This window comes from Corynebacterium sp. HMSC073D01 (genome assembly GCF_001815555.1).
GTDB lineage: Bacteria > Actinomycetota > Actinomycetes > Mycobacteriales > Mycobacteriaceae > Corynebacterium > Corynebacterium glucuronolyticum.
The window spans coordinates 157,601-179,039 of the sequence record NZ_KV821013.1; the positions used below are offsets into that span (position 1 = coordinate 157,601).

The 21,439-nt window shown below is 57.0% G+C and carries 16 protein-coding genes and 1 tRNA gene; 10 read left to right on the plus strand and 7 right to left on the minus strand.

Going from position 1 to position 21,439, the window contains the following annotated elements; genetic code table 11:
• Positions 1 to 560: 560 nt before the first annotated feature.
• Positions 561 to 1,763 (plus strand): ferrochelatase, encoded by a 1,203-nt coding sequence (locus HMPREF3044_RS00895; protein ID WP_070738948.1) that lies wholly within the window; start codon positions 561 to 563, stop codon positions 1,761 to 1,763.
• 226 nt (positions 1,764 to 1,989) lie between these two features.
• On the opposite strand, the gene HMPREF3044_RS00900 is transcribed toward HMPREF3044_RS00895, so the two are convergent.
• Complete coding sequence (locus tag HMPREF3044_RS00900; protein ID WP_070738949.1) at positions 1,990 to 2,721, minus strand: hypothetical protein; 732 nt, start codon at positions 2,719 to 2,721, stop codon at positions 1,990 to 1,992.
• A gap of 230 nt (positions 2,722 to 2,951) precedes the next feature.
• Between HMPREF3044_RS00900 and HMPREF3044_RS00905 the strand changes: the two genes are divergently transcribed.
• The 3 genes from HMPREF3044_RS00905 (at position 2,952) to HMPREF3044_RS00915 (ending at position 5,975) form a co-directional block, all read left to right on the plus strand.
• A complete protein-coding gene (locus HMPREF3044_RS00905; protein WP_005390036.1) occupies positions 2,952 to 3,785 on the plus strand; it encodes a DUF3097 domain-containing protein in 834 nt (277 codons plus the stop codon).
• Between the two features lie 253 nt (positions 3,786 to 4,038).
• Positions 4,039 to 4,473 carry an NfeD family protein gene (locus HMPREF3044_RS00910; protein WP_005390039.1) on the plus strand — a complete coding sequence of 145 codons (435 nt, stop codon included), beginning with the start codon at positions 4,039 to 4,041 and terminating at the stop codon, positions 4,471 to 4,473.
• A 182-nt stretch (positions 4,474 to 4,655) separates the two neighbouring features.
• Complete coding sequence (locus tag HMPREF3044_RS00915; RefSeq protein ID WP_005393971.1) at positions 4,656 to 5,975, plus strand: SPFH domain-containing protein; 1,320 nt, start codon at positions 4,656 to 4,658, stop codon at positions 5,973 to 5,975.
• 407 nt (positions 5,976 to 6,382) lie between these two features.
• Here HMPREF3044_RS00915 and HMPREF3044_RS00920 read toward each other — a convergent pair whose 3' ends face one another.
• Positions 6,383 to 6,943 carry a hypothetical protein gene (locus tag HMPREF3044_RS00920; RefSeq protein ID WP_034989047.1) on the minus strand — a complete coding sequence of 187 codons (561 nt, stop codon included), beginning with the start codon at positions 6,941 to 6,943 and terminating at the stop codon, positions 6,383 to 6,385.
• Positions 6,944 to 7,294: 351 nt separating this feature from the next.
• Complete coding sequence (locus tag HMPREF3044_RS00925; RefSeq protein WP_040428831.1) at positions 7,295 to 8,068, minus strand: TVP38/TMEM64 family protein; 774 nt, start codon at positions 8,066 to 8,068, stop codon at positions 7,295 to 7,297.
• Positions 8,069 to 8,768: 700 nt separating this feature from the next.
• Between HMPREF3044_RS00925 and HMPREF3044_RS00930 the strand changes: the two genes are divergently transcribed.
• The 4 genes from HMPREF3044_RS00930 (at position 8,769) to HMPREF3044_RS00945 (ending at position 15,911) form a co-directional block, all read left to right on the plus strand.
• Entirely contained in the window at positions 8,769 to 10,628 is a 1,860-nt protein-coding gene (locus HMPREF3044_RS00930; protein ID WP_005393966.1) for a methylmalonyl-CoA mutase family protein, read from the plus strand.
• 17 nt (positions 10,629 to 10,645) lie between these two features.
• The gene (gene scpA, locus HMPREF3044_RS00935; protein WP_005390050.1) at positions 10,646 to 12,874 is read left to right on the plus strand and encodes a methylmalonyl-CoA mutase; all 2,229 of its coding nucleotides are present in this window, start codon (positions 10,646 to 10,648) and stop codon (positions 12,872 to 12,874) included.
• Positions 12,875 to 13,476: 602 nt separating this feature from the next.
• Positions 13,477 to 14,583 carry a methylmalonyl Co-A mutase-associated GTPase MeaB gene (meaB, locus tag HMPREF3044_RS00940; RefSeq protein WP_005390052.1) on the plus strand — a complete coding sequence of 369 codons (1,107 nt, stop codon included), beginning with the start codon at positions 13,477 to 13,479 and terminating at the stop codon, positions 14,581 to 14,583.
• Between the two features lie 902 nt (positions 14,584 to 15,485).
• Positions 15,486 to 15,911 (plus strand): cupin domain-containing protein, encoded by a 426-nt coding sequence (locus HMPREF3044_RS00945; protein ID WP_005393964.1) that lies wholly within the window; start codon positions 15,486 to 15,488, stop codon positions 15,909 to 15,911.
• A 296-nt stretch (positions 15,912 to 16,207) separates the two neighbouring features.
• Here the strand turns inward: HMPREF3044_RS00945 and HMPREF3044_RS00950 are convergent, their stop codons facing one another.
• Both HMPREF3044_RS00950 and HMPREF3044_RS00955 read right to left on the minus strand, forming a co-directional pair.
• Positions 16,208 to 16,822, minus strand: a complete 615-nt coding sequence (locus HMPREF3044_RS00950; RefSeq protein ID WP_005390056.1) for a GNAT family N-acetyltransferase — start codon at positions 16,820 to 16,822, stop codon at positions 16,208 to 16,210.
• Positions 16,823 to 16,908: 86 nt separating this feature from the next.
• Positions 16,909 to 16,995: transfer RNA gene (locus tag HMPREF3044_RS00955), tRNA-Leu, on the minus strand.
• Between the two features lie 282 nt (positions 16,996 to 17,277).
• Here HMPREF3044_RS00955 and HMPREF3044_RS00960 point away from each other — a divergent pair.
• Both HMPREF3044_RS00960 and HMPREF3044_RS00965 read left to right on the plus strand, forming a co-directional pair.
• Positions 17,278 to 17,820: a YbhB/YbcL family Raf kinase inhibitor-like protein gene (locus tag HMPREF3044_RS00960; RefSeq protein WP_005393962.1), complete on the plus strand. Its 543-nt coding sequence runs from the start codon at positions 17,278 to 17,280 to the stop codon at positions 17,818 to 17,820.
• 467 nt (positions 17,821 to 18,287) lie between these two features.
• Entirely contained in the window at positions 18,288 to 18,575 is a 288-nt protein-coding gene (locus HMPREF3044_RS00965) for a hypothetical protein (protein WP_005393960.1), read from the plus strand.
• 290 nt (positions 18,576 to 18,865) lie between these two features.
• On the opposite strand, the gene HMPREF3044_RS00970 is transcribed toward HMPREF3044_RS00965, so the two are convergent.
• Positions 18,866 to 19,975 (minus strand): quinone-dependent dihydroorotate dehydrogenase, encoded by a 1,110-nt coding sequence (locus HMPREF3044_RS00970; protein WP_005393958.1) that lies wholly within the window; start codon positions 19,973 to 19,975, stop codon positions 18,866 to 18,868.
• 162 nt (positions 19,976 to 20,137) lie between these two features.
• On the minus strand, positions 20,138 to 21,232 hold the full coding sequence (locus tag HMPREF3044_RS00975) for a YncE family protein (protein WP_050765588.1): 1,095 nt from the start codon (positions 21,230 to 21,232) through the stop codon (positions 20,138 to 20,140).
• Between the last annotated feature and the right edge of the window lie 207 nt (positions 21,233 to 21,439).

The window sequence follows — 21,439 nt, forward strand, 5'->3', positions numbered from 1 at the left end:
AAATGAGAAATAGACCAGCCGTGAGAGTGCGTGTGCAGGACACACTCCCACGGCTTTTTCACGCTCCCGCAGCCTATGCACAACCGGCCGTGTGCTTCCTGAAGCAGGGACTCTCGGGGGAGAGGAATGGCCGACCTGGACTCGGTATGACGACGGCCGCGCACCTTCTGTGCAGTAGCCTCAGGAGAACCGTAAGGTGAGCAGCTGCTGGCAGCTGTGAGCAGCCGCGAGTAGCTGCGGGCAACGGTGAGCGCCGGTAAGTAGCGTTTATATTCCGCTCCGGTCAACCGTCCGTGGGTGACTGTTGTTGCTCCACCACGTTTCATCGTCGCTGTTTCACTGTCGCTTCCATTTTCCCAGCATGAACTGCTGAGTATCTCAGGTGGATCACCTGATTTCAGCGCTGAGGGGAGTCCCCCTCAGCCACGATCGGCAGAGATGCCTGAAGCACACTCCCACACTGCCTTTGCGCACAGCCTCCAGTTGAATCGGCCACCAAGTCCAACCAAAGTTGGATGCCCGGAGGTCGAAGGAAAAAGTGGGCACGGTACTATGCCACCATGGCTTCCTTAGGTTTCACCGACGAAAATTCCTTGTCAGCATCATCCGCACGGCGGGGCACAAACACAGAAAGTTCCGGCGATAAGAAATGCGCCCTCATGATTCTCTCGTTTGGCGGGCCGGAGCACCATGATCACGTCCGGCAATTCTTGGAAAACGTCACCCGTGGTCGCGGGATTCCGCCGGAGCGCCTGGACGAAGTGGAAGTCCACTACCACCACCTGGGTGGTGTCAGCCCTCTGAACGCACTGAACCGAGAGATCATCAACAATGTAGAAGAAGAGCTCAGCGCGCGAGGTAGGGATCTTCCGGTTTATTTTGGCAACAGAAACTGGCATCCGTTCATCGAAGAAACCGTCGAAGAGATGGTGGGAGACGGAATCACGCATGTCTACGTCTTCGCAACGTCTGCGTGGGGAGGTAGCAGCGGTTGTAGGCAATACGACGAGGACATCGAGCGTGCGCTCAACCACTTGAAACGCAAAGGCCTCCCGCGTCTAACAATGGTGAAGCTTCGCCAATTCTTCGATCATCCCGGGTTTATCAACCCCTCAGTGGAGTCTGTGAAACGAGCTTTTTCACAGTTCAGCAGCGAGGATACACCCCGCCTAGTCTTCACCGGCCACTCGATTCCCACTGCTGCCGATGAACACTCCGGTGTACCCGCTGACGGGACCCTGTATTCTAACCAGATTCGTGCAACGTGCGCCATCATCGCCGAGCGTCTCGGGATTCCAGATTATGACCTTGTGTGGCAGTCGCGCTCTGGTTCCCCCCACACCCCGTGGCTCGAGCCAGACATAGTCGACCATGCGCGAGACCTCCACGAACGTGGCATCAATGACCTTGTTGTCTATCCGGTTGGATTCATCTCCGACCACACCGAGGTGGTCTGGGATCTTGATAACGAACTGAAGGTTGCAGCAAACGAATGGGGAATGACCATCGTTCGTGCCGCGACCGTTGGTCCTACACCTGACTTCACGGCGATGATCGTCGACCTCATTGAGGAATATGAAACCGGCGAAGCACCACTACGTATAAAAGGCCCCATCACAGTTGCGCTACGCGGTTGCTCCCTTAATGGTGCACCTTGCGCAGAGGGGTGTTGTGTCTCTGCGCGTCCAATGCACGGCAATGGGCATGGGAGCTCGAAGCATGGTCATACCGCTCACGCTCATGAGGCTGAAGGGCATAGGTAAGCCTCACGCTCGCACCGGATATCCTCCACGAGATGGCCAAGACCTTCTGGCCGTTTCGTGGATAAACCGTATGGGGCTCCCCGCTCGCCGGAAATGGATGGTCTGGAGCCACCTCATGGGGTGCAGGTCAAAGGACTAGTACGCACCCCTTTATTCGCACTCCTATATACCTATATAAAAGTATAAAGGTGTATATGTGTATAAACGTGGTATCGGAGGTAGGGAGCTACATCCCGGATCCGCGCTGATACTCACGGTCGGCAGCCGCAACAGCAGCGACGCGCGCTTCAGCGATTTTCGCCAGCAAGGGAAATAGCTGTGCATCGAAAGCATGGTCGCGTGCGCGGTCCTGTACCGTCTCAATAATCGCAGCCACGCGGTTAGCACGAGCAATGAGCTTCTCCGCGCGGGGTGAGACTCCCGGTGGTAACCCCGGAGCCTCGTAAAAGTCTGTGAGTGTGCCCACAATGAGGCGTGGCTGGGTGAGCTTCGACGAGCGGGACGAGGTCGGCTGGAGGGCATCGATTAATTCCGAAGCGCGGCGCGTTGCTTCAGCGAGCATAAAGTCGGCTTCGCCGGGCATTGATGGTTCGCGAAATAGAACTGTATCGTGTGTGGCATACGACCACATCGTCATACCTTCATCATCGCTCGTCGAGGACCAGGCATGAACGACCGGGCCGTCAACAATGCCGAAACCGTCATAGACGCGTCTCGGCAGAGGGCGCCCGTATCCCCCAAGCAGGAGGCGAACGATTCCCGTTCCCTCGTCAGCGTAGGTATTTCTTGCCTCCTCCATCTGTGCCCGCAGAGCACGCAACACGTCATCATCCATCGCGAGGTCGAGCTCCCATAGCGCATCTTGAGCATCATCGAGGGATACTGCACCATGGACCCACGCAGATAGCCAAAGAGCACAGTTTTGCTCTGGCGAATAGACAAGATCGCGTGGGTTCATTGCGCTCCTTCATGTTGATGAAAAACCTGTGGCGGACAAAACCAGAAACGAGCAGCGTCCCGAAAACTAACGGGCTTCTGGGAAACGTAACGTTACCGCACTGGCATGCCTCATTCTGTTACCGCCCCCGCTGCTCGTACCTCGCCGTTCCATTTTTCGATAGTTTCCTCCGACGCATTGTCGTTGGCCTGTTGGCTACTATGTGCCTCCGGTTCACTACTATTTCACCCATGAACCGGTACTCAGGCAATATTTTTGACGGACATGCGCGGAACCGACCCCGCCAATATAAAGAGGTGGTGGCGAAACTTGGAACTGTTTTCGAGGTTGTCGCAGATGGTTACGTAGGCGCGGTTGTCGGCTGGGAGAAGACACCTCAAGGTGACATGCTCCGCTTGGAGGATCGGTACGGAAAGACGCGGATATTTCCTGTACGAGCGGGGGCTTTCATGGTCGACGGCGTGCGTGTCACCCCCACGCGCTATATTCCGCCGCAGCAACCGCGCCATTCCAACTCTGGATCGCGGTTTGTTGAGAACCACCAGGCTCGAACCGCGCTCCCGTCCCGCATTTGGGTCGAGGGGATTCACGATGCCGCCATCGTCGAGCGAATCTGGGGTCATGACCTGCGCGTAGAGGGTGTGGCAGTGGAATACTTGGAGGGACTCGATAACTTGCCGGATAAACTGCGAGAATTCCAACCGCGCGAGGGACGACGCGTAGGAGTTCTGGCTGATCATCTCGTCCGAGGATCAAAAGAAACCCGCCTGACGGACTCCGTCGGTCCGCACGTCCTCGTCACAGGCCACCCTTTCATCGATATTTGGGCAGCTGTGAAGCCGGCGGCAGTAGGAATCCGTGCCTGGCCAGATGTACCACGAGGGGAGGACTGGAAACAGGGAGTATGCGATCGTTTGGGGTGGCACGAGCCGAAGGAAGGGTGGAACCGTGTGTACAACGCCGTCCATTCGTACAAGGATGTCGATTCCACGCTCATCAACGCCGTGGAGAGACTCGTAGATTTCGTCACTAACCCGCAACTTGCAAAGGAAGATCTGCAGTAAGAGTCTCCCAGCCGGGCACAATTCGCTGCCGAATTGTGCACTATTGCTGGTGATTGAGTACATTGGGCGCGTGGACGCACCGCCTTCGTTCCGCGTACTCTGACAGCGTCATCATTCCGCCAACGTCATCATTCCGCCACGGTCAACATTCCGGCAACGCAAAGCACTCCAGCAATGCAAGCACTCCGGCAAGGTCATCTGACGGGCGGAGAAGAGCTACGCATAGAGCAATCGCTCATGTACCCTAAAAGCTGTGGGTTCTTTAGTCTGGTTAATTGCAGCACTGGCGCTCGGCGCAGCCGAGTTAGCTGTCGGTGACTTCACACTCTTGATGCTTGCGCTTGCCGCCCTGGGCACCGCCGGTGTTTCCCTCGCGGGCGTTCCGCTCGCAGCGGAGATCATCGCTTTCGCTATCTTTGCCATCGGACTTCTTTTTCTCCTTCGCCCCTGGCTTAGGCGCCGCATGATGAAGAGCCCCATCCTCGACACCTCGCAGAAAGCACTTGAAGGGAAAACCGGCCACGTGCTCGAAACAGTGAGCGCTCACTCCGGACAGATCCGGCTGGACGGATCCATCTGGTCCGCGCAGAGTCTTGACCCTTCACGCGAATTCCTGCCTGGAGAAGTCGTGCGTGTCGTGAGTATTGAGGGAAATACCGCAGTGGTTTGGGAAGACGTCCAGGCGTAGCGGTTTTGTGCCCCTGCGAGCTAACTCGCAGGGTTTTTCGCTTTTCGACGCTCCGGCCCCATCTCTATCAGAAGGTTTGTTCCATCCCGGCTTGCAGGAAAAGCCGTCCAGCAGCGGTGGTCTAAAACACGTAGGCTGGGGAGGAAAGATGTCCCATAACCAACCGAAAGGCGATTCCGAGCATGTCTTTTATATTATTCGGGCTTATTCTTCTCCTGGTTGTCGTTGTTGTGGCACGCTCCATTGCTCTGGTCCCGCAAGGAACAGCGGCAGTCATCGAGCGTCTCGGTCGCTACACGCGCACAGTGGAGGGCGGAATAACGCTCCTAGTTCCGTTCGTCGACCGCATCCGCGCCAAGATTGATACTCGTGAGCGGGTCGTCAGCTTTCCTCCTCAGGCAGTCATCACTGAGGATAACCTCACCGTGGCGATTGATATCGTCGTCACTTTTCAAATCAACGATCCGAAGCTGGCCATCTACGGTGTGGACAACTACATCGTTGGTGTTGAGCAGATTTCTGTTGCCACACTCCGCGATGTTGTCGGTGGTATGACTTTGGAGGAGACGCTTACCTCCCGTGACGTCATTAACCGGAGGCTGCGTGGTGAGCTTGACTCCGCCACCACCAAATGGGGGCTGAGGATTTCTCGCGTAGAGCTGAAAGCAATTGATCCGCCACCGTCGATCCAACAGTCTATGGAGAAGCAGATGAAGGCGGACCGCGAGAAGCGTGCAATGATCCTCACAGCAGAAGGCCAACGCGAGGCTGATATCCGCACAGCCGAGGGCGAAAAGCAGGCTCGCATTCTGATGGCTGAGGGTGAAAAGTCAGCCGCCATTTTGAGTGCTGAGGCAGAACGTCAAGCGATGATTCTCCGCGCGGAAGGCGAGCGAGCAGCCCGCTACTTAGAGGCGCAGGGTGAAGCTAAGGCCATCCAGAAGATCAATGCTTCCATTAAGGCTGCGAAAGTCACGCCTGAAGTGCTGGCCTACCAGTACTTGGAGAAGCTGCCGAAGATCGCAGAGGGACAGTCGTCCAAGGTGTGGATGATCCCGAGTGAATTCGGTGATTCTCTTGAACGTTTTGCCAAATCGTTCGCCAGGAAAGACGATGACGACGTCTTCCGTTACGAGCCGGCCCCCGTGGACTCAGAGGGCTTGGATATCGTTGAAGATAAGGAGACAGATTCCTGGTTCTCGACTGAATCAGACCCAGAGATTGCCGCTGCCGTGGCAAAGGCAAATAGGGAAGCCACAAGGCCCGTTGATCCTGCACCGCACGAGGCTGCAAAGGCAAAGCGAGACGAGAAGCTAGCCGCCGAGCGCGCGGAAAGCCCAGTTAACACAAACCCTGCTGCACTGGAGGCTCCTCAGACTCAGTTCTCCCAAAGGTGGACGGGAGAGGACGAAACGCCAGTCACTCCACCGGCTCCCACCGGGGGTGCGCACCAGGCCACGCCTGAAACTGAAGCACGTCAACTTCCACACTTCGGCGAATAGGAAGCTGTCTTTCGCTCAGTGGCCTCTTGTGGTAACACCTGTTTGTGACTGATTGTGGTAGCACTTGTTTGCGGCTGAGCCGACACGTTACGGGCAGCTGTTCTCTTTTGCTATCGTCGCTAGTCTCGCTTGCGTCACTAGCGCCGTTAAATGGGAGAAGAACCTCGCTGAAGTGCCAACCCGCGTGCGTTAGCGTGGCGTTACGGAGACACACGCTGCGTGAGCTTGGTTCCAATAGGAGGTTTTCTAAGACCGTCACGGTCACATGAACCGGCCGGAGTATACCTTTCGGCCGGTTTTTCTCATGCCCCCAGAACAGTTCCGTCACAGACGGGCACCTGGTGGCCTCGCCAAAGGGCGTGGCCTGCATAGGTTAAGAGCGTCGCTAGTGAGCTGCGGTCATTGGCTCACAGTGCCTGTGATACCTGGACCAAAAGCCTCGTCGCTAGTTCCCATCCAGCATTTTCCGCATCCCAACCGGCGGCTTTGAGCCTTTGGCTCATGGCTTGCTTGGTGATCCCCAGCTCCTCTGCAGCCTCGACCTGACTAAGCCCCGTTCGCATCAGCCCAGTAGCTTCCCGGCCCTGATCGGACCTTTTGGCAAGAACGAAGGCAATGAGGACGAAGGCATCAACAATCGCTTGCTCGTAAATTTCCTCGTGGTCAGGTGTAGCTACTGTGACTGGTAGCGAGCGGGGACCCCGCTTTGCAGCAACAGCTGCATACTCGCACGCCTCTTCGGCAGTCGAACCACAACCGAGACTGATAAGCCATTGCTCTGAGGATAAAAGAGCCATGATAACGGCCACGGTGGACTCAGAAGATGTGATTGGGGCAACGATGGTCTCCACGTTGTGCACGCTAAAAGCTGGACCATCAGTGATCGTGGAAAGAGCCTCGGCTGAACGACGAACGATTTCGGCACGTCGCTTATCTTTTCCCTTGTAGGTAGCCTGTACAGCAAACATCGTGCGCCTTCCTTCCTTGTCAGGAGACCTCACCAATGAGCACAGACGTGTTGACTCACGCATGAGCACCGGCGTCATTACCTTTGCTCGGTTCACCTGCCACCGAGTGCCCCAGAGGCACTGTGCACTGGCCGTCTGCCCGCGAAATATCGGGCTACTGACATAGTCTACCCTGTAGCCTTTACTCTCGTCGCCACTTTCCATACGCAGCGGAGACATCGCTCTTCACAGTGTGGGGCAACGCGGAGGTACAGACCACGCTCACCTCTATGTGGACAACGTGTCAGTGGATTAGCGGCGGTCCAATCGCCATGCCGCGAAGCGATTAGTACCTGGCGCATTCCAGTTTGTCTAACCCCGCTCCGGCGCAGACAATTGGGTCGAGGTGGAGTGTCGATTTTCCCGGACGGGGAGTTTGGCATCGAGGATGAGGCCGGACACGCCGAGGACAAGCAGCACAGCGGATACCAAGAGGAGAGCGGGGTTCACGTGCCCAGTGAGCGTGTCGCCGAGAAGAACAATCGCGATCGTATTCGGAGCCGAGCCGATAAAAGTTGCGACGATGTAGGGTAGGAAACGAATAGAGCTGACAGCCGTGGAGTAGTTAAGGACGAAGAACGGGATCCCTGCGATCATTCGCAAACACGTCACCGAGAGCCAACCGCGCTGGCGAAGGCGCTCATCGATACCGGCGACAGCGGGGTGGCTGAGCTTCGGTGCCATCCAATCCCGCAAGAAATGACGAACGATAACGAAAGATATGATTGCCGAGACTGTTGTCGCAGTGAGTGCAAGAAGGCAGCCACGTACCGGGCCAAAGAAGATCCCCGACATCAAAGTGAAGAACGTACGAGGAATGGGGAACTGAGTGAAAAAGACGTAAATGAGGAAATAGAGGAGGAAGAACCAATCCCCAGCCTTATCCGCCCACTGGCGAAGCAACTCGACACTCGGCACGTCGACGAAGATGAGAAGTGCAACAGCTGTTACTGCGGCCACAATGAGAGCAAGCTTTTTCCAGCGTGGGAAGGCCATGAAGGTGGCAATGGCATCGGTTACGACGGTGCGACAAAAGTCGGCGAATTGGCTAATCCAGTTCACCGCCGTGCGGAAAATAGCTGTCATGGTGGCCACATTTTAAACCAGTCGAGTGGACATCGTTAACCGCGCCCACAATCACCACGTCACGAGTATCGGCGCCAACCACCATCCGTACGCGATATAGTTCGCTGCACGCGCGCGTCGACACGCCGGGAAAACCTGATGTAAGGGGAGCAGTGACAAATAGGCGTCACGGGGTAGGTGGTGTCAAGGGGTAGGTGTCATGGGGCGAGGAAGTTCGCCGGAGAGCCCCTGAGTGCGCATGATTTGCCGACACCGACGATCCTCACATTGTTAAACAATGGGGAAAATATGTCCTTTTCGGCTCGTTTTGGTGATTATTCGGAATAAATCGGGTGAGATCGGGCACACTTTTTTGAGCAACGTCAGACCAATTTTCCTAAACCACCAGTTAACAACCTATTTCCCATAGTGAGAGCGAGGTCTCCGGAAGTTTCGTGCCTCAAGCAATATGGCGACGAACTGGTTAAACTAAGTAGACGAATGTGTTTAGTCGGTTTTCTGCGCCGGGAAAAGCCGGAGAAGGAGGTTGTTTTGCATCGGTCAACTCTTGTGACTGGTCAGATTTCCACCCGGACGCTAGGCGTAGAGCGCAAGAAACGGGGAGAAACGAAGGAGATAGCGTTTCTACCCAGTTTTTGTCGAACTGCACACTCGTGTTCATTAAATAATTAACCAGTAATAGGGAAGAAGGTTCATCCCCGTGACTGATGCACACAACGGCACTCCGTTGCCGGCTGATTTCGAAGAAACTCAGCAAGAATGGTGCAAGGCAGCTGCGAAGGTCTTCGCTCGTGTCCACAAGAAGGACGTCGCTGACGTTCCGCTGGACATCTGGAAGCGCCTCATCCGCACCACTTACGATGACATTAAAATTAAACCGCTCTTTACCCGTGCCGACGAGCTAGCGGAAGCACCGGAACCCGGTAAGTTCCCGTACCTCCGCGGTGCCAAGGGGCCAAGCGAAAAGGCTGAGGGTTGGGGCATCACCGAGCGCTTCGGTGCTGAGGGCGATGCAAAGACGACCAACGAAAAGGTCCTGCACGCTCTTAACTACGGCACGAACTCCATCGTCGTCGACCTGCGAGGCGATGACCATATTGCGCCCGCAGATCTGAAGCAGGCGCTGGACAAGGTGCTCTTCGCTTACGCTCCGGTCCGCTTGGAAGCCGGCAAGGATGCCGTTGAGGCCGCCAAGGTTCTCCTTGAGCTCGCCTCCGGTCAGGAGAAGGAAGAGGAGATCCACATCGAGTTCGGTGCTTCTCCGCTTACCGCTTCTTACGATGACTCCGAGTCCGTGTCTATCGACGATGCAGTCGAGCTAGCCAAGCTCGGCAATGAGGCAAAGGCTGATGCTCGCGCCATCCTCGTCGATGGCGTCAGCTTCTCCAACCAGGGTGCCTCTGACGGCGAGGAAATCGGTTTCGTACTCGCCGCTGCTGTCGAGTACCTCCGTAAGCTTGTCGACGCAGGCCTGAGTGCGGAGGATGCATTCAACCAGCTGTCCTTCCGCTTCGCAGCAACTGACGAGCAGTTCAACGAGATCACCAAGTTCCGCGCCGCCCGCATCCTCTGGGCGCGTGTGGCAGAGGTTCTCGGTGTACCCGAGCTCGCCGCGCACACGCCGCAGCACGCCATCACCGCCCCGGTGATGTTCACCCAGCGTGATCCGTGGGTCAACATGCTCCGCAGCACGGTGGCAGCATTCTCCGCCGGTGTTGGCGGATCGACCGATATGGAAGTTCTGCCCTTCGACTTCGCTATCAAGGGTGGCCTTCCGAACACGTCCCGCGACTTCGTCCACCGCATTGCGCGCAACACGAACCTCCTCCTCATCGAGGAGTCGCACCTTGGCTACGTCATCGACCCCGCCGGTGGTGCTTACTACGCGGAGAAGCTGACCCAAGAGGTCGCAGAAACTGCGTGGAAGCTGTTCACCGAGGTCGAGTCCAAGGGCGGCTTCACCGCAGCAGCAGACTTCATCCGCGAGACCCTCGATGCCACCTCCAAGGCTCGCTACGAGGATATTTCTCGCCGCAAGAAGTCCGTTACGGCCATCAACGAGTTCCCAAACTTGGCGGAGAAGCCACTGTCCAAGGAATCTCGCACGGAGCCCAAGGGTGTTCGCCGTTGGGCAGCCGAGTTCGAGGCAATGCGCAACCGCTCCGACGACTACCTCGAGGAGCACGGTGTTCGTCCGACTGTCGGCCTCATCCCGCTCGGCCCGCTGGCCAAGCACAACATCCGTACTGGCTGGATCACCAACCTCGTGGGTACCGGCGGCATTGCCGTCAATAACCCCGGTCAGGTTGTCCCCGGCGAGGACGGATTCAAAGAAGCAGCCGATGCCGCCGACATCCTCATCATCTGCGGTAACGACAAGGAGTACGAGGCCAGCGGCCTCGAGGCTCTCAAGGCACTGCGTGAGACCGGAAAGACGATCCTGCTTGCCGGCTCTGAGAAGAGCTTCGAAGGCAAGGAAGACGCTCCCGATGGTTACCTCAACGTGAAGATCAACGCAGGCGAAACCCTGTCCGACATGCTCACCAAGCTTGGTGCCTAGGAGGATTGAGAAAGAAAATGGCAACCATTCCAAATTTTGCAGACGTCACTCGCGTTCCCGATGAGCCGTCCGCACCCGCCGCTGGTGGGGCACAGGTAAAGGATGAGCACATCTGGGAGACGCCGGAAGGTATCGAGGTTAAGCGCGTATTTAACCGCGCCGACCGCGACGCTCTTCTCACTGGAGAGAACCCTCACCCGCTGGATTCCTTCCCCGGTCTCCGCCCGTTCATGCGTGGGCCGTACGCCACCATGTACACGAACCGCCCGTGGACGATTCGCCAGTACGCTGGCTTCTCCACTGCTGCGGAGTCCAACGCCTTCTACCGCCGTAACCTGGCAGCCGGCCAGAAGGGCCTGTCTGTGGCCTTCGACCTGGCTACCCACCGCGGTTACGATTCCGACAACGAGCGTGTGCTCGGCGACGTGGGCATGGCCGGTGTGGCCATCGACTCCATCCTCGACATGCGTGAACTGTTCCAGGGCATCGACCTCTCCAACGTGTCTGTGTCGATGACCATGAACGGCGCCGTGCTCCCGATTCTCGCCCTCTACATCGTTGTGGCCGAGGAGCAGGGTGTCGAGCCGGAACAGCTGGCAGGTACGATCCAGAACGACATCCTCAAGGAGTTCATGGTTCGTAACACCTACATCTACCCGCCTAAGCCCTCCATGCGCATCATCTCCAACATCTTCGAGTACACCTCGCTGAAGATGCCGCGCTGGAACTCCATTTCCATTTCCGGCTACCACATCCAGGAAGCCGGTGCTACAGCGGACCTCGAGCTGGCCTACACGCTGGCCGACGGCATCGAGTACATTCGCGCCGGTGAGGATGTGGGCCTCGAGGTGGATAAGTTCGCACCGCGTCTGTCCTTCTTCTGGGGCATTTCCATGAACACCTTCATGGAGATTGCAAAGCTCCGCGCTGGCCGCCTCCTCTGGAGCGAGCTCGTGGGCAAGTTCAACCCGAAGAACCCGAAGTCGCAGTCCCTGCGTACGCACTCCCAGACCTCTGGCTGGTCGCTTACCGCCCAGGACGTGTACAACAACGTTGCACGCACCTGCATTGAGGCCATGGCTGCAACTCAGGGCCAGACCCAGTCGCTGCACACCAACGCCCTTGATGAGGCGCTGGCTCTGCCGAGTGACTTCTCCGCTCGTATTGCCCGTAACACCCAGCTGCTCCTGCAGCAGGAGTCCGGCACCACCGCTCCGGTGGATGTGTGGGCAGGTTCGTACTACGTGGAGAAGCTCACTGCTGAACTTGCCTCCCGTGCCCGCAAGCACATTCAGGAGGTTGAGGAAGCCGGCGGTATGGCGCAGGCCACGATCGAAGGCATCCCGAAGCTCCGTATTGAGGAATCCGCTGCACGTACCCAGGCACGCATCGACTCCGGCCGCCAGGCCCTCATCGGTGTGAACAAGTACAACGCGCTGGAGGACGAGGAGATCGAGGTTCTCAAGGTGGAGAACTCCCGCGTCCGCCACGAGCAGCTGGAGAAGCTCAAGAAGCTGCGCGAGGAGCGCGACGAGGCTGAAGTACAGAAGACCCTCGACGCCCTCACCTACGCTGCCGCTCACGAGGACGAGAAGAAGCCGGGCGATCTGTCGCTCAACCTCCTCAAGCTCTCTGTCGATGCAGCTCGCGCAAAGGCCACCGTGGGAGAAATCTCCATGGCTCTGGAAAAGGTCTTCGGCCGCCACGAGGCTGAGGTTAAGACCCTGTCCGGCGTGTACAAGGACGAGGTAGGAAAGGAGGGCAAGGTGGATAACGTTCAGCGTGCTATCGCCCTGTCCGACGCTTTTGAGAAGGAAGAGGGCCGTCGTCCGCGTATCTTCATCGCGAAGATGGGCCAGGACGGTCACGACCGTGGTCAGAAGGTTGTCGCTTCCGCCTATGCCGATATGGGCATGGATGTCGACGTGGGACCGCTGTTCCAGACCCCGGCCGAAGCTGCCCGTGCAGCCGTGGATGCCGACGTCCACGTTGTCGGTGTGTCCTCGCTCGCTGCTGGCCACCTCACACTGGTGCCGGCACTGAAGGAAGAGCTGAAGAAGCTCGGACGTGAGGACATCCTCATTTGCGTCGGCGGTGTCATCCCTCCGGGTGACTACCAGGAGCTCTACGATATGGGCGTCATCGCGATCTACGGTCCTGGCTCGGTTATTGCCGATTCCGCCATCGACCTGATCGAGAAGGTCGCTTCCAACATCGGTATCGAGCTCAACGTTCCTGAAAAGTAAATCAGTGGAGCGTTAACGCATGCGGTTCGGCCGTGCTTCTCTCACGAGGAGTGCGGCCGTTGCCGTATCCCCGCATTGAACGCTGACGTTTTACGTTGACGGAAATAGGAAATCCGCGCCGCAACAGCCCGCCTACGGGAAGGTTTGCCCACCACGAGGAGACCGGGTCGCAAAGCGCCCCAAGGTGCCCCAATGTGCTTCAAGTGGAAAGGCTTTCAAAGGCATCCGCAAACGTGCCAGCAAAGGCCTAGGCAAACGCGTTCATAGAAGAGCCGCATACGAGTTGAAGGCGAAGATGCGCTGCCCCGAGTCGCAGGACAATAAAGCCTCCCATACCCAGTGAATGAGCGGTTGACCGACTGCAAAGTACGCCCATAGCGCATAGGACCCGTCTGAGGGCAGAGTCACTTAGGCAGAAAGGCGTCTAGTAGGAGAGGGCAAGGGCGAGGGAGGAGGGGAGAGCAAGGGGGAAGCGCTCATCGAGGAGAGCCACGGGCACCCGGATCCAGTATTCGGCCATTTTCGGGGATATTTACGTAGACTTAAGTAAAAGGAAATCGAATGTTTCGCTGCGGAAGGCGCAGCGTGTGAGGACTGTAGTTGTGAACGAAGATCTCGAGTTTTTGGAGCACCACCTTGGTAGCTTGACCACGACCGCCGGTACCGATCTGGGTGATGTCACTGCAGTGGCACCAGAGGTGGTGAAACGGGCTCGCAAACGCATCAACGTGGATGAATTGGTCGAGGGAGTTGAGGCCAACGACCGGCGCTTCATCGCCCAAGCAATCACGCTCCTGGAATCGACGGCGGTGGCCCACCACGTGCTCGCACAGGAGCTCCTGGTTCGGCTGCTTCCCAAAGCCGGCCATGCCCTGCGCGTTGGTATCACCGGTGTTCCAGGCGTTGGTAAATCGACGTTCATTGAGGCTCTCGGGCAGAAACTCATTGCTGACGGCCACAAGGTCGCCGTCCTAGCCATCGATCCGTCCTCCACGCGCACCCGTGGCTCCATCCTGGGCGATAAGACCCGTATGGCAAAGCTGGCCGCCGATGACAATGCGTACATTCGCCCTTCGCCGTCTGCGGGCACCCTCGGTGGCGTGGCAAAGGCAACACGAGAGTCGATCGTCGTCCTCGAGGCGGCTGGCTACGACATCATCCTCGTGGAGACCGTCGGTGTTGGCCAGTCTGAGGTCGCCGTCAGTCAGATGGTGGACATCTTCACCTTCCTCGCGTTGGCCGGCGCAGGCGATCAGTTGCAGGGCATCAAGAAGGGTGTTCTGGAGATGGCGGATCTTGTAGCAATCAACAAGGCCGATGGAAAGAACGTCCGCAACGCTAAGCGCGCAGCGCGCGAGCTCGGAGCAGCCATGCGCATGGTGCGCCAGCCGGACGAGGACTGGATGCCGCCTGTGATGACGATGTCTGCTGTGGAGCACACCGGCGTGGATGAGTTCTGGGACCATGTCCTGGAGCATCAGAAGGTCATGCGGGAGAACGGAAAGTTTGAGGAAAATCGTCGGGAGCAGCAGGTCAACTGGACATGGCAGATGGTCCACGAGACGATCCTGCAACGTCTCAACTCCCACCCACTAGTGCAAAAGAAGAAGGAAGAGACCGAGCACGAGCTTCGTGACGGAACGATCACGCCAACTCTTGCTGCGCAGCAGATCGTGCAGGCCTTCGATACCCCGATCCCAGAGAGCTAGCTTTCTCCCACGGCTTGTAAACCTTGTCAGCCAACGATGACCGGCGCGGACTCTACTTTGTGCCCGCGCCGGTTTCGATTGCGGGGACGTCAACGCGTAGGTGCGGAGCGCCACCAGGCAGACGATGAAGAGAGTTGCTTTTACGACAAGCCGGAAAGGCGACGGGGAGATTACTCAGACAGCGACTCTGCCGTACGGGGTCATGATTACTGAATCACCGCCCCACGTCCAATGCAAGCTCATAACGAGACTCATAAGCTGGTTCCCAGCCACAGCGTCTGCCAAGTAGCGGATAAAACGCTCCTGGATAGTGCCCGCGCCGTTACAACTTAACCAACCAAGTGGCCCAACCAACCAAGCGGACGAAAAGACAGGAGCGACCGAATCAACCATGCATCTGCGGTTGTGCGCACCAACATGCACTCGGCGATGGTTTATTCGCGAAGGGACTATCCGCACAGTTAAATTCACTGTAGCCGCATTCAGACCATGTACACGTAGTGTCATGAGACTCTAGGGCGGGGAGGGAAACGTCGCTAAACAAAACGTCGCTAAACAATTCAAAGCTAGGCCTGAAGGCGCAGTGCGGATAGCCTGGAATCAGGTGAGCAACAGGTAAGGTCAGGCTATCGTTTCGGCTTGTGCTCTCGCGTATGTTCCACGTGCACACATAGACAGCTCGGCGGGGCTACCTGATGTGCTCGGCTAAAAGAACAGATGCTCTCGCGTCTTCTTTAGCCAAACAAACTTAGACTCTTTGGCACCTTCACGCCATTCCCTCGCGGGTGCGTTAGGCAACGAACTTCGTTGGAGGACTACTTACCGTTGCCTCACCCCGAATTTCGTCGGTACACTCGGAGACGTTCCAGGTCATTGATATTTATCCAGAAAGGTGAAAAATCATGGGAGATTTACTTACGGATCATGGTCCGAACCCCTACGTGCTGAACATTGAGGAAGTTACTAAGGAAAATGAGAACTTCCGCGATACCCTGTGGACTGGCAAGCACCTTCAAATGACGGTAATGAGCATCCCCGCCGGTGGAGAAATCGGCGCTGAGGTGCATGACGACCATGATCAGTTCCTTCGCCTCGAAGAGGGCAAGGCACGAGTTATGATCGGTGATTCTGAGGATAACCTCGACATCGACCAGGAGGTAGAGGACGACTGGGCAATTTTCGTTCCCGCTGGTAAGTGGCACAACGTCGTAAACGAGGGAGACAAACCGTTCAAGGTGTACTCGATTTACGCAGCTCCGGACCACGTCGCCGGAACCGTTCACAAGACGAAGGAAGACGCGGATAACGATCCGAACGAGCAGCACTAGCGCTCCGGGGCACCGCCGGTTTCTGGCGTGTGAACCACGGCGTAGGTCAGATTGTCGGTAGCGCCCCCACTGCAGACTAAAGCCGACCCAGATCAGAAAAATACTTGGTCGGCTTTGCTTATGTCGGCAGCAATAGCCACGGGGGATTGCCCCCTGCAGCAGTAGCTGCGGGGGTTGCCATCTAACAGCGCTTTGTACGCACTGTTCTCGGCAACTGCTTTTACGGATCCTTGATTCTCAAGCTCTGACGCATGGGAGTAGGAGAGTCTAGATGTAGGAATGAGAAAATTAAGGCGCTAGCTACGCTCAGGCATCGAACCAGGGTGCCACATGCCAAGCTCGGACGGCATGTCGTCATCGTCGGGGATTTCGCCCAGTGGGACGAAGCCTAGACGCTTGTATAAAGCTGCTGAGTCTGGGGTTGATGCTTCCAGATAAATCGGTGTCTCACCGGCACGCTCTATACCGTGTTTTAGGAGTGTGGTACCTAGACCCTCTCCCTGGTGGCCGGGACGCACAGCGAGGGTGTACAGGTACCAGTGGGGGAACTTCGGGTGAAGCATCTCAGAACGTCGTTCACGGAGCACCGCTGCGATAAAGGACTTGCCAAAGACCCGTACGTAGTCAGGGACGTAGCGAAGAAGCGACAGAAAGGTGATGGGCTTTCCAGGCTTGTTCCACAATGCGACCCCAAGCATCTCGCCTTCTTCGTTGAACTCTACGTCAACAATACCGTAGGGGAGATACTCGTGCCGGAGCTGGAGATCGAAGATTTTTCGGAGGTTCTTCGTCTCGTCGGACAGTGGCTGCATGATGCGGCGAAATGCTGGGTCGGTTTCAAATGCATCGGTGAGGATATCAACGATCTGGTTGACATCGCCTTCAGTAGCAGGACGGATCTTTAATGTCATAGTTCTTATCGTAACGCCACGAGGATTCTCACGCCGTGTTGCCTTAGGTATGCAAAATCCCCCCGCATTTCTGCGGGGGGATGCTGTGCCCGAGGGGGGACTTGAACCCCCACCTCCGTTAATAGGAGACTAGCACCTCAAGCTAGCGCGTCTGCCAATTCCGCCACCCGGGCTAGGTGATGTTCACACTCTCGTGTGTGGCACGTGGAATACTTTAACCTACACACCTCAACGCAACCAAATCTGCAGGTCAATAGGTAAAACTTGCGGCTATTCAAGTTACAACGATGTTGTTTTGAACGTGGCGCATCAGGCATCCCACCAAACTGCTGGCAGTCTACGACTGAGACCTTTGGAACAGTGTCTTCCAAGTGAAGTAGCAAGTAGCCATCTTTCTCGAGCATTAGGCCTGGCTAGTCTGTGCGCGAAGGCAAACTTTCACCTAGATTTGGAGTATGACTGACTACCGAAACGACTCTCGCTTTCCAGGCCCTGATCCGTACGCACCGCTGAAGAATCTTCCTTCCTTCACAGTAACATCCACCGATTTTTCCTGCGGTGATCAGCTTCCGAAACAGCAGAGGGGAGCCGCTAGTGTTTCCCCTCAGTTGGCATGGAACGTCGACGAGCTCCCCGAGGGAACGAAGTCGATCGCGATCACGTGCTTCGACCCTGATGCACCAACAGCTTCGGGTTTCTGGCACTGGGGTGTCTTTAACATTCCTGCGACCGTCTCTTCTCTGCCCAGCGGAGCTGGCAAGCCTGAGCTTGAGGACGTACCTGAAGCCGTGTCCTTGAAGGGCGATTCTGGAAACCGTGGCTACTACGGCTCGAATCCTCCTGCCGGACACGCTCCGCATCGCTACCTCTTCGCTATCCATGCAGTTGACACGGAGAAGCTTGATATCGACCCGGATTCTCCTGTCACTGTCCTTGGATTCAATCTCTACTTCCACTCCCTTGCTCGCGCGATCTACTGGGGCTGGGACCAAAACTAGGCTTGCCAAAGGCAGTGGCTGCCGTCCACTGTCTTCACAGGATGCCTAATAGGGTTGGCCTTACTACGGTCGCTCATTCTCTCAACCAGCGATAGCTGAGGCCTAATCCGCTTCTGCACGTCGATGTCGATGCGGAGGGGAGAGGACACTGGAGCCAAAAACTGCACTATAAATTCTTCGCGCCGAGTGGGAGGAGATCGTCCTGCTCGGAGTGAACGCTTGTGCTGATTTCCTCGCTGTGTGTGTCTTCGGGGGGATAATCTTGATCGTGTTGGTTCGCACGGCAGATTCAGGTGTCTCGCTCCCCGTCGCTATCGCCAACCCTCGTGGGGGAGTAGCTGCGCTCCCTTAAGTTACGACTTCTTGTTCATGCTTCCGCAACGAGTGCGGTAGATCATCCGGAGCCAGGTCTTCGGCCCGGACGGTGTGACCAACCCGTTCGATAAACGAAAAGGAGAAAATAAGAAATGGCAAACCGCTACTACCGACGTTCCGGCGAAATCCTCAGAGACGACGGGCAAGAAATCTGGTCAATCTACAATCCGAAACTTAGGGGGTGGGAGCGGACGAAGCGCGCGAACGAAGCGTACGCAACGGCGTTCCAAGACCCGTTCCACAGAATCAGCGGAGAAGAAGCCCTTAAGTCAATCGCAGAGCGACAGCAGCGCCGGGACAAGTGGGAAGAACGATACAAGCGGGAGCACCCCGACGAGTGGAACAAATACCACCCGGACAACCCCGTCCCCATCGACTAGCCCCGTACCGGGACGTCTAGACGGCAACCCCGCCACAACACCGCGCACAGGCAACAATAATCCCGCGCCGGTTGAGGTGAGCACGCGTGAGCTAACCAAGGCGGACGTTAAGGCATGCCTAGACGAAGTTAACCTGACAGCCGTTGACAATGTTGACATCAACCCGCCGGGTATGGGAACACCGGAGAGCGGTGATCTTGGTTTAATCCCCCGCGAGGGGCGGGATGAGGTGGGGAACACAGCAACAGGTATCGCTCCGGGAGACCCCGTAGCGATACCTGTGCCTCTTGTTAATTCTCCTCGGGGACGTAGGGCTGCTTGCAGCCCACGGCATCAGAAAGGTTCTGGTAGCCGTGTACATCCAGCTGTCGCAGAAGATCCTTGTGAATGTCGCGGATGAGATCCGGGCCCTCGTAAATCATCGCGGTGTAAATTTGCAGAAGGTTAGCACCCGCTGCGATCCGGTCCCACGCATCCTTCGGCGAGGAAATACCACCGACAGAGATGATTGCGAGCTCACCGTCAAGCTTGTCGTACAGCCGCTTCGTCACGTCGAGCGCGCGGCTGGTAAGTCGCGGACCGGAAACACCGCCGGCACCCATCTTCTCAACCTTGGCCTTGGGAGTGTTTAGGCCATCACGCGAAATCGTCGTGTTCGTAGCGACAATGCCAGCCAAACCCATCTCGCGCGCCAAGTCGGCGACAGCATCGATATCGTCGTCTGCGAGATCGGGGGCAATCTTTACCAATACCGGGGTCTTCGTAGACTGCTGAACCACCTCGATGATCGGACGAAGCTCATCAACGGCTTGCAGGTTGCGCAGCCCAGGGGTGTTGGGGGAGCTGACGTTGATCACCAGGTAGTCGGCCAGATCACCGAGAAGGGTAGCCGAGCGACGGTAATCATCGGCGGCATCTTCCACGGGGACGACCTTGGTCTTTCCGATATTGATGCCGATAACATCGTCGGATGTACGCCGACGGAGATTGTCCGCAACAGCAGCCGCACCGATATTGTTGAACCCCATGCGGTTGAGGATGCCTCGATCTGCCTTCAAGCGAAACAGTCGGGGAGCGGGGTTGCCCGGTTGCGGCGAAGCCGTGACGGTACCGAGCTCCGCGTAGCCGAAGCCAACGGCCGTCCACGCATCGGGAGAGGTTGCATCCTTGTCAAAGCCTGCGGCAAGGCCCAGCGGACGGGGGAAGGTGACCCCGAAAACTTCTTGCTCAAGGCGGGGATCGTGTACTGCGATGATCTTTTCCAGTACGCGGTTGAGGGGCGTCACCAACTGTAGAACGCCTAGTCCGCCACAAATGATGTCGTGAATACGCTCAGGCTGAATGGTGAACATTACCTTCAAAGCAGCGTCATACAGCGCGGTACGGACAGGGTGAGCCATGTGCGGACTCCTTAACAATACGTGGGCGTTATCCGGTGGTACCCCACATGAGAGTCTTCGCTTTGCACCCGTAACAGGGCGCTTATCTGGACTCACATGCGAGTTATACGACCATTAATGTACCCCACTGTATGGGGGATACTCCAAGCGCGTCCCGCGAGTTTATTTTGCGGGGATAATCTGCAGACCTTCACCGGAAGCAGACCCGATGACGAGGGTGCCGTTGTCAAGAACAGCAAGTGCCTGTGCATCAGCAACGGTGTTCTTTGCGTCCTTCTCAATAGGTTTGCCTGTAGCCAGTGAATAGCTGGTTACCTTGTTGTCGCCCAGGGTTGTCACCCAGGCAGTGTCTGAATGGTTATCCCAGGCTACTGCCCACGGATGCGGACCAATCGGAACCGACTGGTGCAGACGGATGACATCGAGGTTGTTGTAGATCCGCAAGGAATCCCCGATATTATCCGCAACAAGCATCGTTGTGTTCTCTGCGGGGGCGATGCGGGAAACACCAACGCCGGCTCGAAGCGAGCCACCCGTACGGTCCTTCACGAGGTCTACTCCGGTTACCCTGGTCTGACTCATATCGGAGGCTACGACAGCATCCGGTAGGTCCGTTTCACCCGTGCGCGGGAGGGCGATGATTTGGTGAACGGGTCCACCAGTGTTGACCTCGGTGTTGGATGTGGATTCTCCGGGTTTGAAGATTGTCACCGCGTCGGCCTCTGGGCTACCGCCAATGACCGTGCCGTCGGTTGTTACTGCCGCAGCAACAAATGGTTGGAGCGCCGAACGGACATTATCTAACGCTGGCTTTTCGGCATCGATGAGGAAAATCTCACCGGAGTTACCGCCATCCCTAGCAACAGGGCAGGCGATGACGAAAGTCTTTTCGGTGACCGTGAGGTCTCCACACTTCGCACTGATCTGCAGCGTTGTGCCCTCGTTTTTCTCCAGGGCGTCGACGGTGCCAACGTGCAGGAACGGTCCCGTGCGCACAGCGAGGATGTCTCCAGCAGCCTCAATGTCCGTGATCTCCGGGAATTTCTCGTCAACCTGGAAGACCGTGCCATCGGGCTTGTTAGATGCCGGTGACTGCTGAGGAGTGGCGTTGCCTACAGGGTTATTGATGTAGTCCGTTTGTTCCTCAGTTGTCTTCATCGATTCCTGTTCATCGGCAGCACCGCAGGAGGTGAGTCCGATGGACAAGGCCGTAAGAAGGCCACATGCGCTGATAAGTTTCCGGCTCCGAATATTCACTCGTCCTACGCTACCAGAGTGAAAAATGAACTCCCACCACGGCTTTCCCGAGCTGTGTCTGCGTGGTGCTGTGTGCTGGAGGTGCGTGCTTAGGCTGACCCGGTAGGACAGGGCATGATCCCGGTGAGCGGATTTGTGGGTCCCGTTCGAGCAAAATATGAGTGGCCTGTGACTATTCGTGACTACTCCTGCGCCGTGTCTCCCGAG

Bases quoted from the DNA above. Each gene is read 5' to 3' on its own strand.
- HMPREF3044_RS00920 (WP_034989047.1), bottom strand. From the start codon at position 6,943: ATGTTTGCTGTACAGGCTACCTACAAGGGAAAAGATAAGCGACGTGCC.
- HMPREF3044_RS00945 (WP_005393964.1), top strand. From the start codon at position 15,486: ATGGGAGATTTACTTACGGATCATGGTCCGAACCCCTACGTGCTGAAC.
- scpA (WP_005390050.1), top strand. From the start codon at position 10,646: ATGGCAACCATTCCAAATTTTGCAGACGTCACTCGCGTTCCCGATGAG.
- HMPREF3044_RS00950 (WP_005390056.1), bottom strand. From the start codon at position 16,822: ATGACATTAAAGATCCGTCCTGCTACTGAAGGCGATGTCAACCAGATC.
- HMPREF3044_RS00965 (WP_005393960.1), top strand. From the start codon at position 18,288: ATGGCAAACCGCTACTACCGACGTTCCGGCGAAATCCTCAGAGACGAC.
- HMPREF3044_RS00900 (WP_070738949.1), bottom strand. From the start codon at position 2,721: ATGAACCCACGCGATCTTGTCTATTCGCCAGAGCAAAACTGTGCTCTT.
- HMPREF3044_RS00970 (WP_005393958.1), bottom strand. From the start codon at position 19,975: ATGGCTCACCCTGTCCGTACCGCGCTGTATGACGCTGCTTTGAAGGTA.
- HMPREF3044_RS00895 (WP_070738948.1), top strand. From the start codon at position 561: ATGGCTTCCTTAGGTTTCACCGACGAAAATTCCTTGTCAGCATCATCC.
- HMPREF3044_RS00925 (WP_040428831.1), bottom strand. From the start codon at position 8,068: ATGACAGCTATTTTCCGCACGGCGGTGAACTGGATTAGCCAATTCGCC.
- HMPREF3044_RS00905 (WP_005390036.1), top strand. From the start codon at position 2,952: ATGAACCGGTACTCAGGCAATATTTTTGACGGACATGCGCGGAACCGA.
- HMPREF3044_RS00960 (WP_005393962.1), top strand. From the start codon at position 17,278: ATGACTGACTACCGAAACGACTCTCGCTTTCCAGGCCCTGATCCGTAC.
- HMPREF3044_RS00915 (WP_005393971.1), top strand. From the start codon at position 4,656: ATGTCTTTTATATTATTCGGGCTTATTCTTCTCCTGGTTGTCGTTGTT.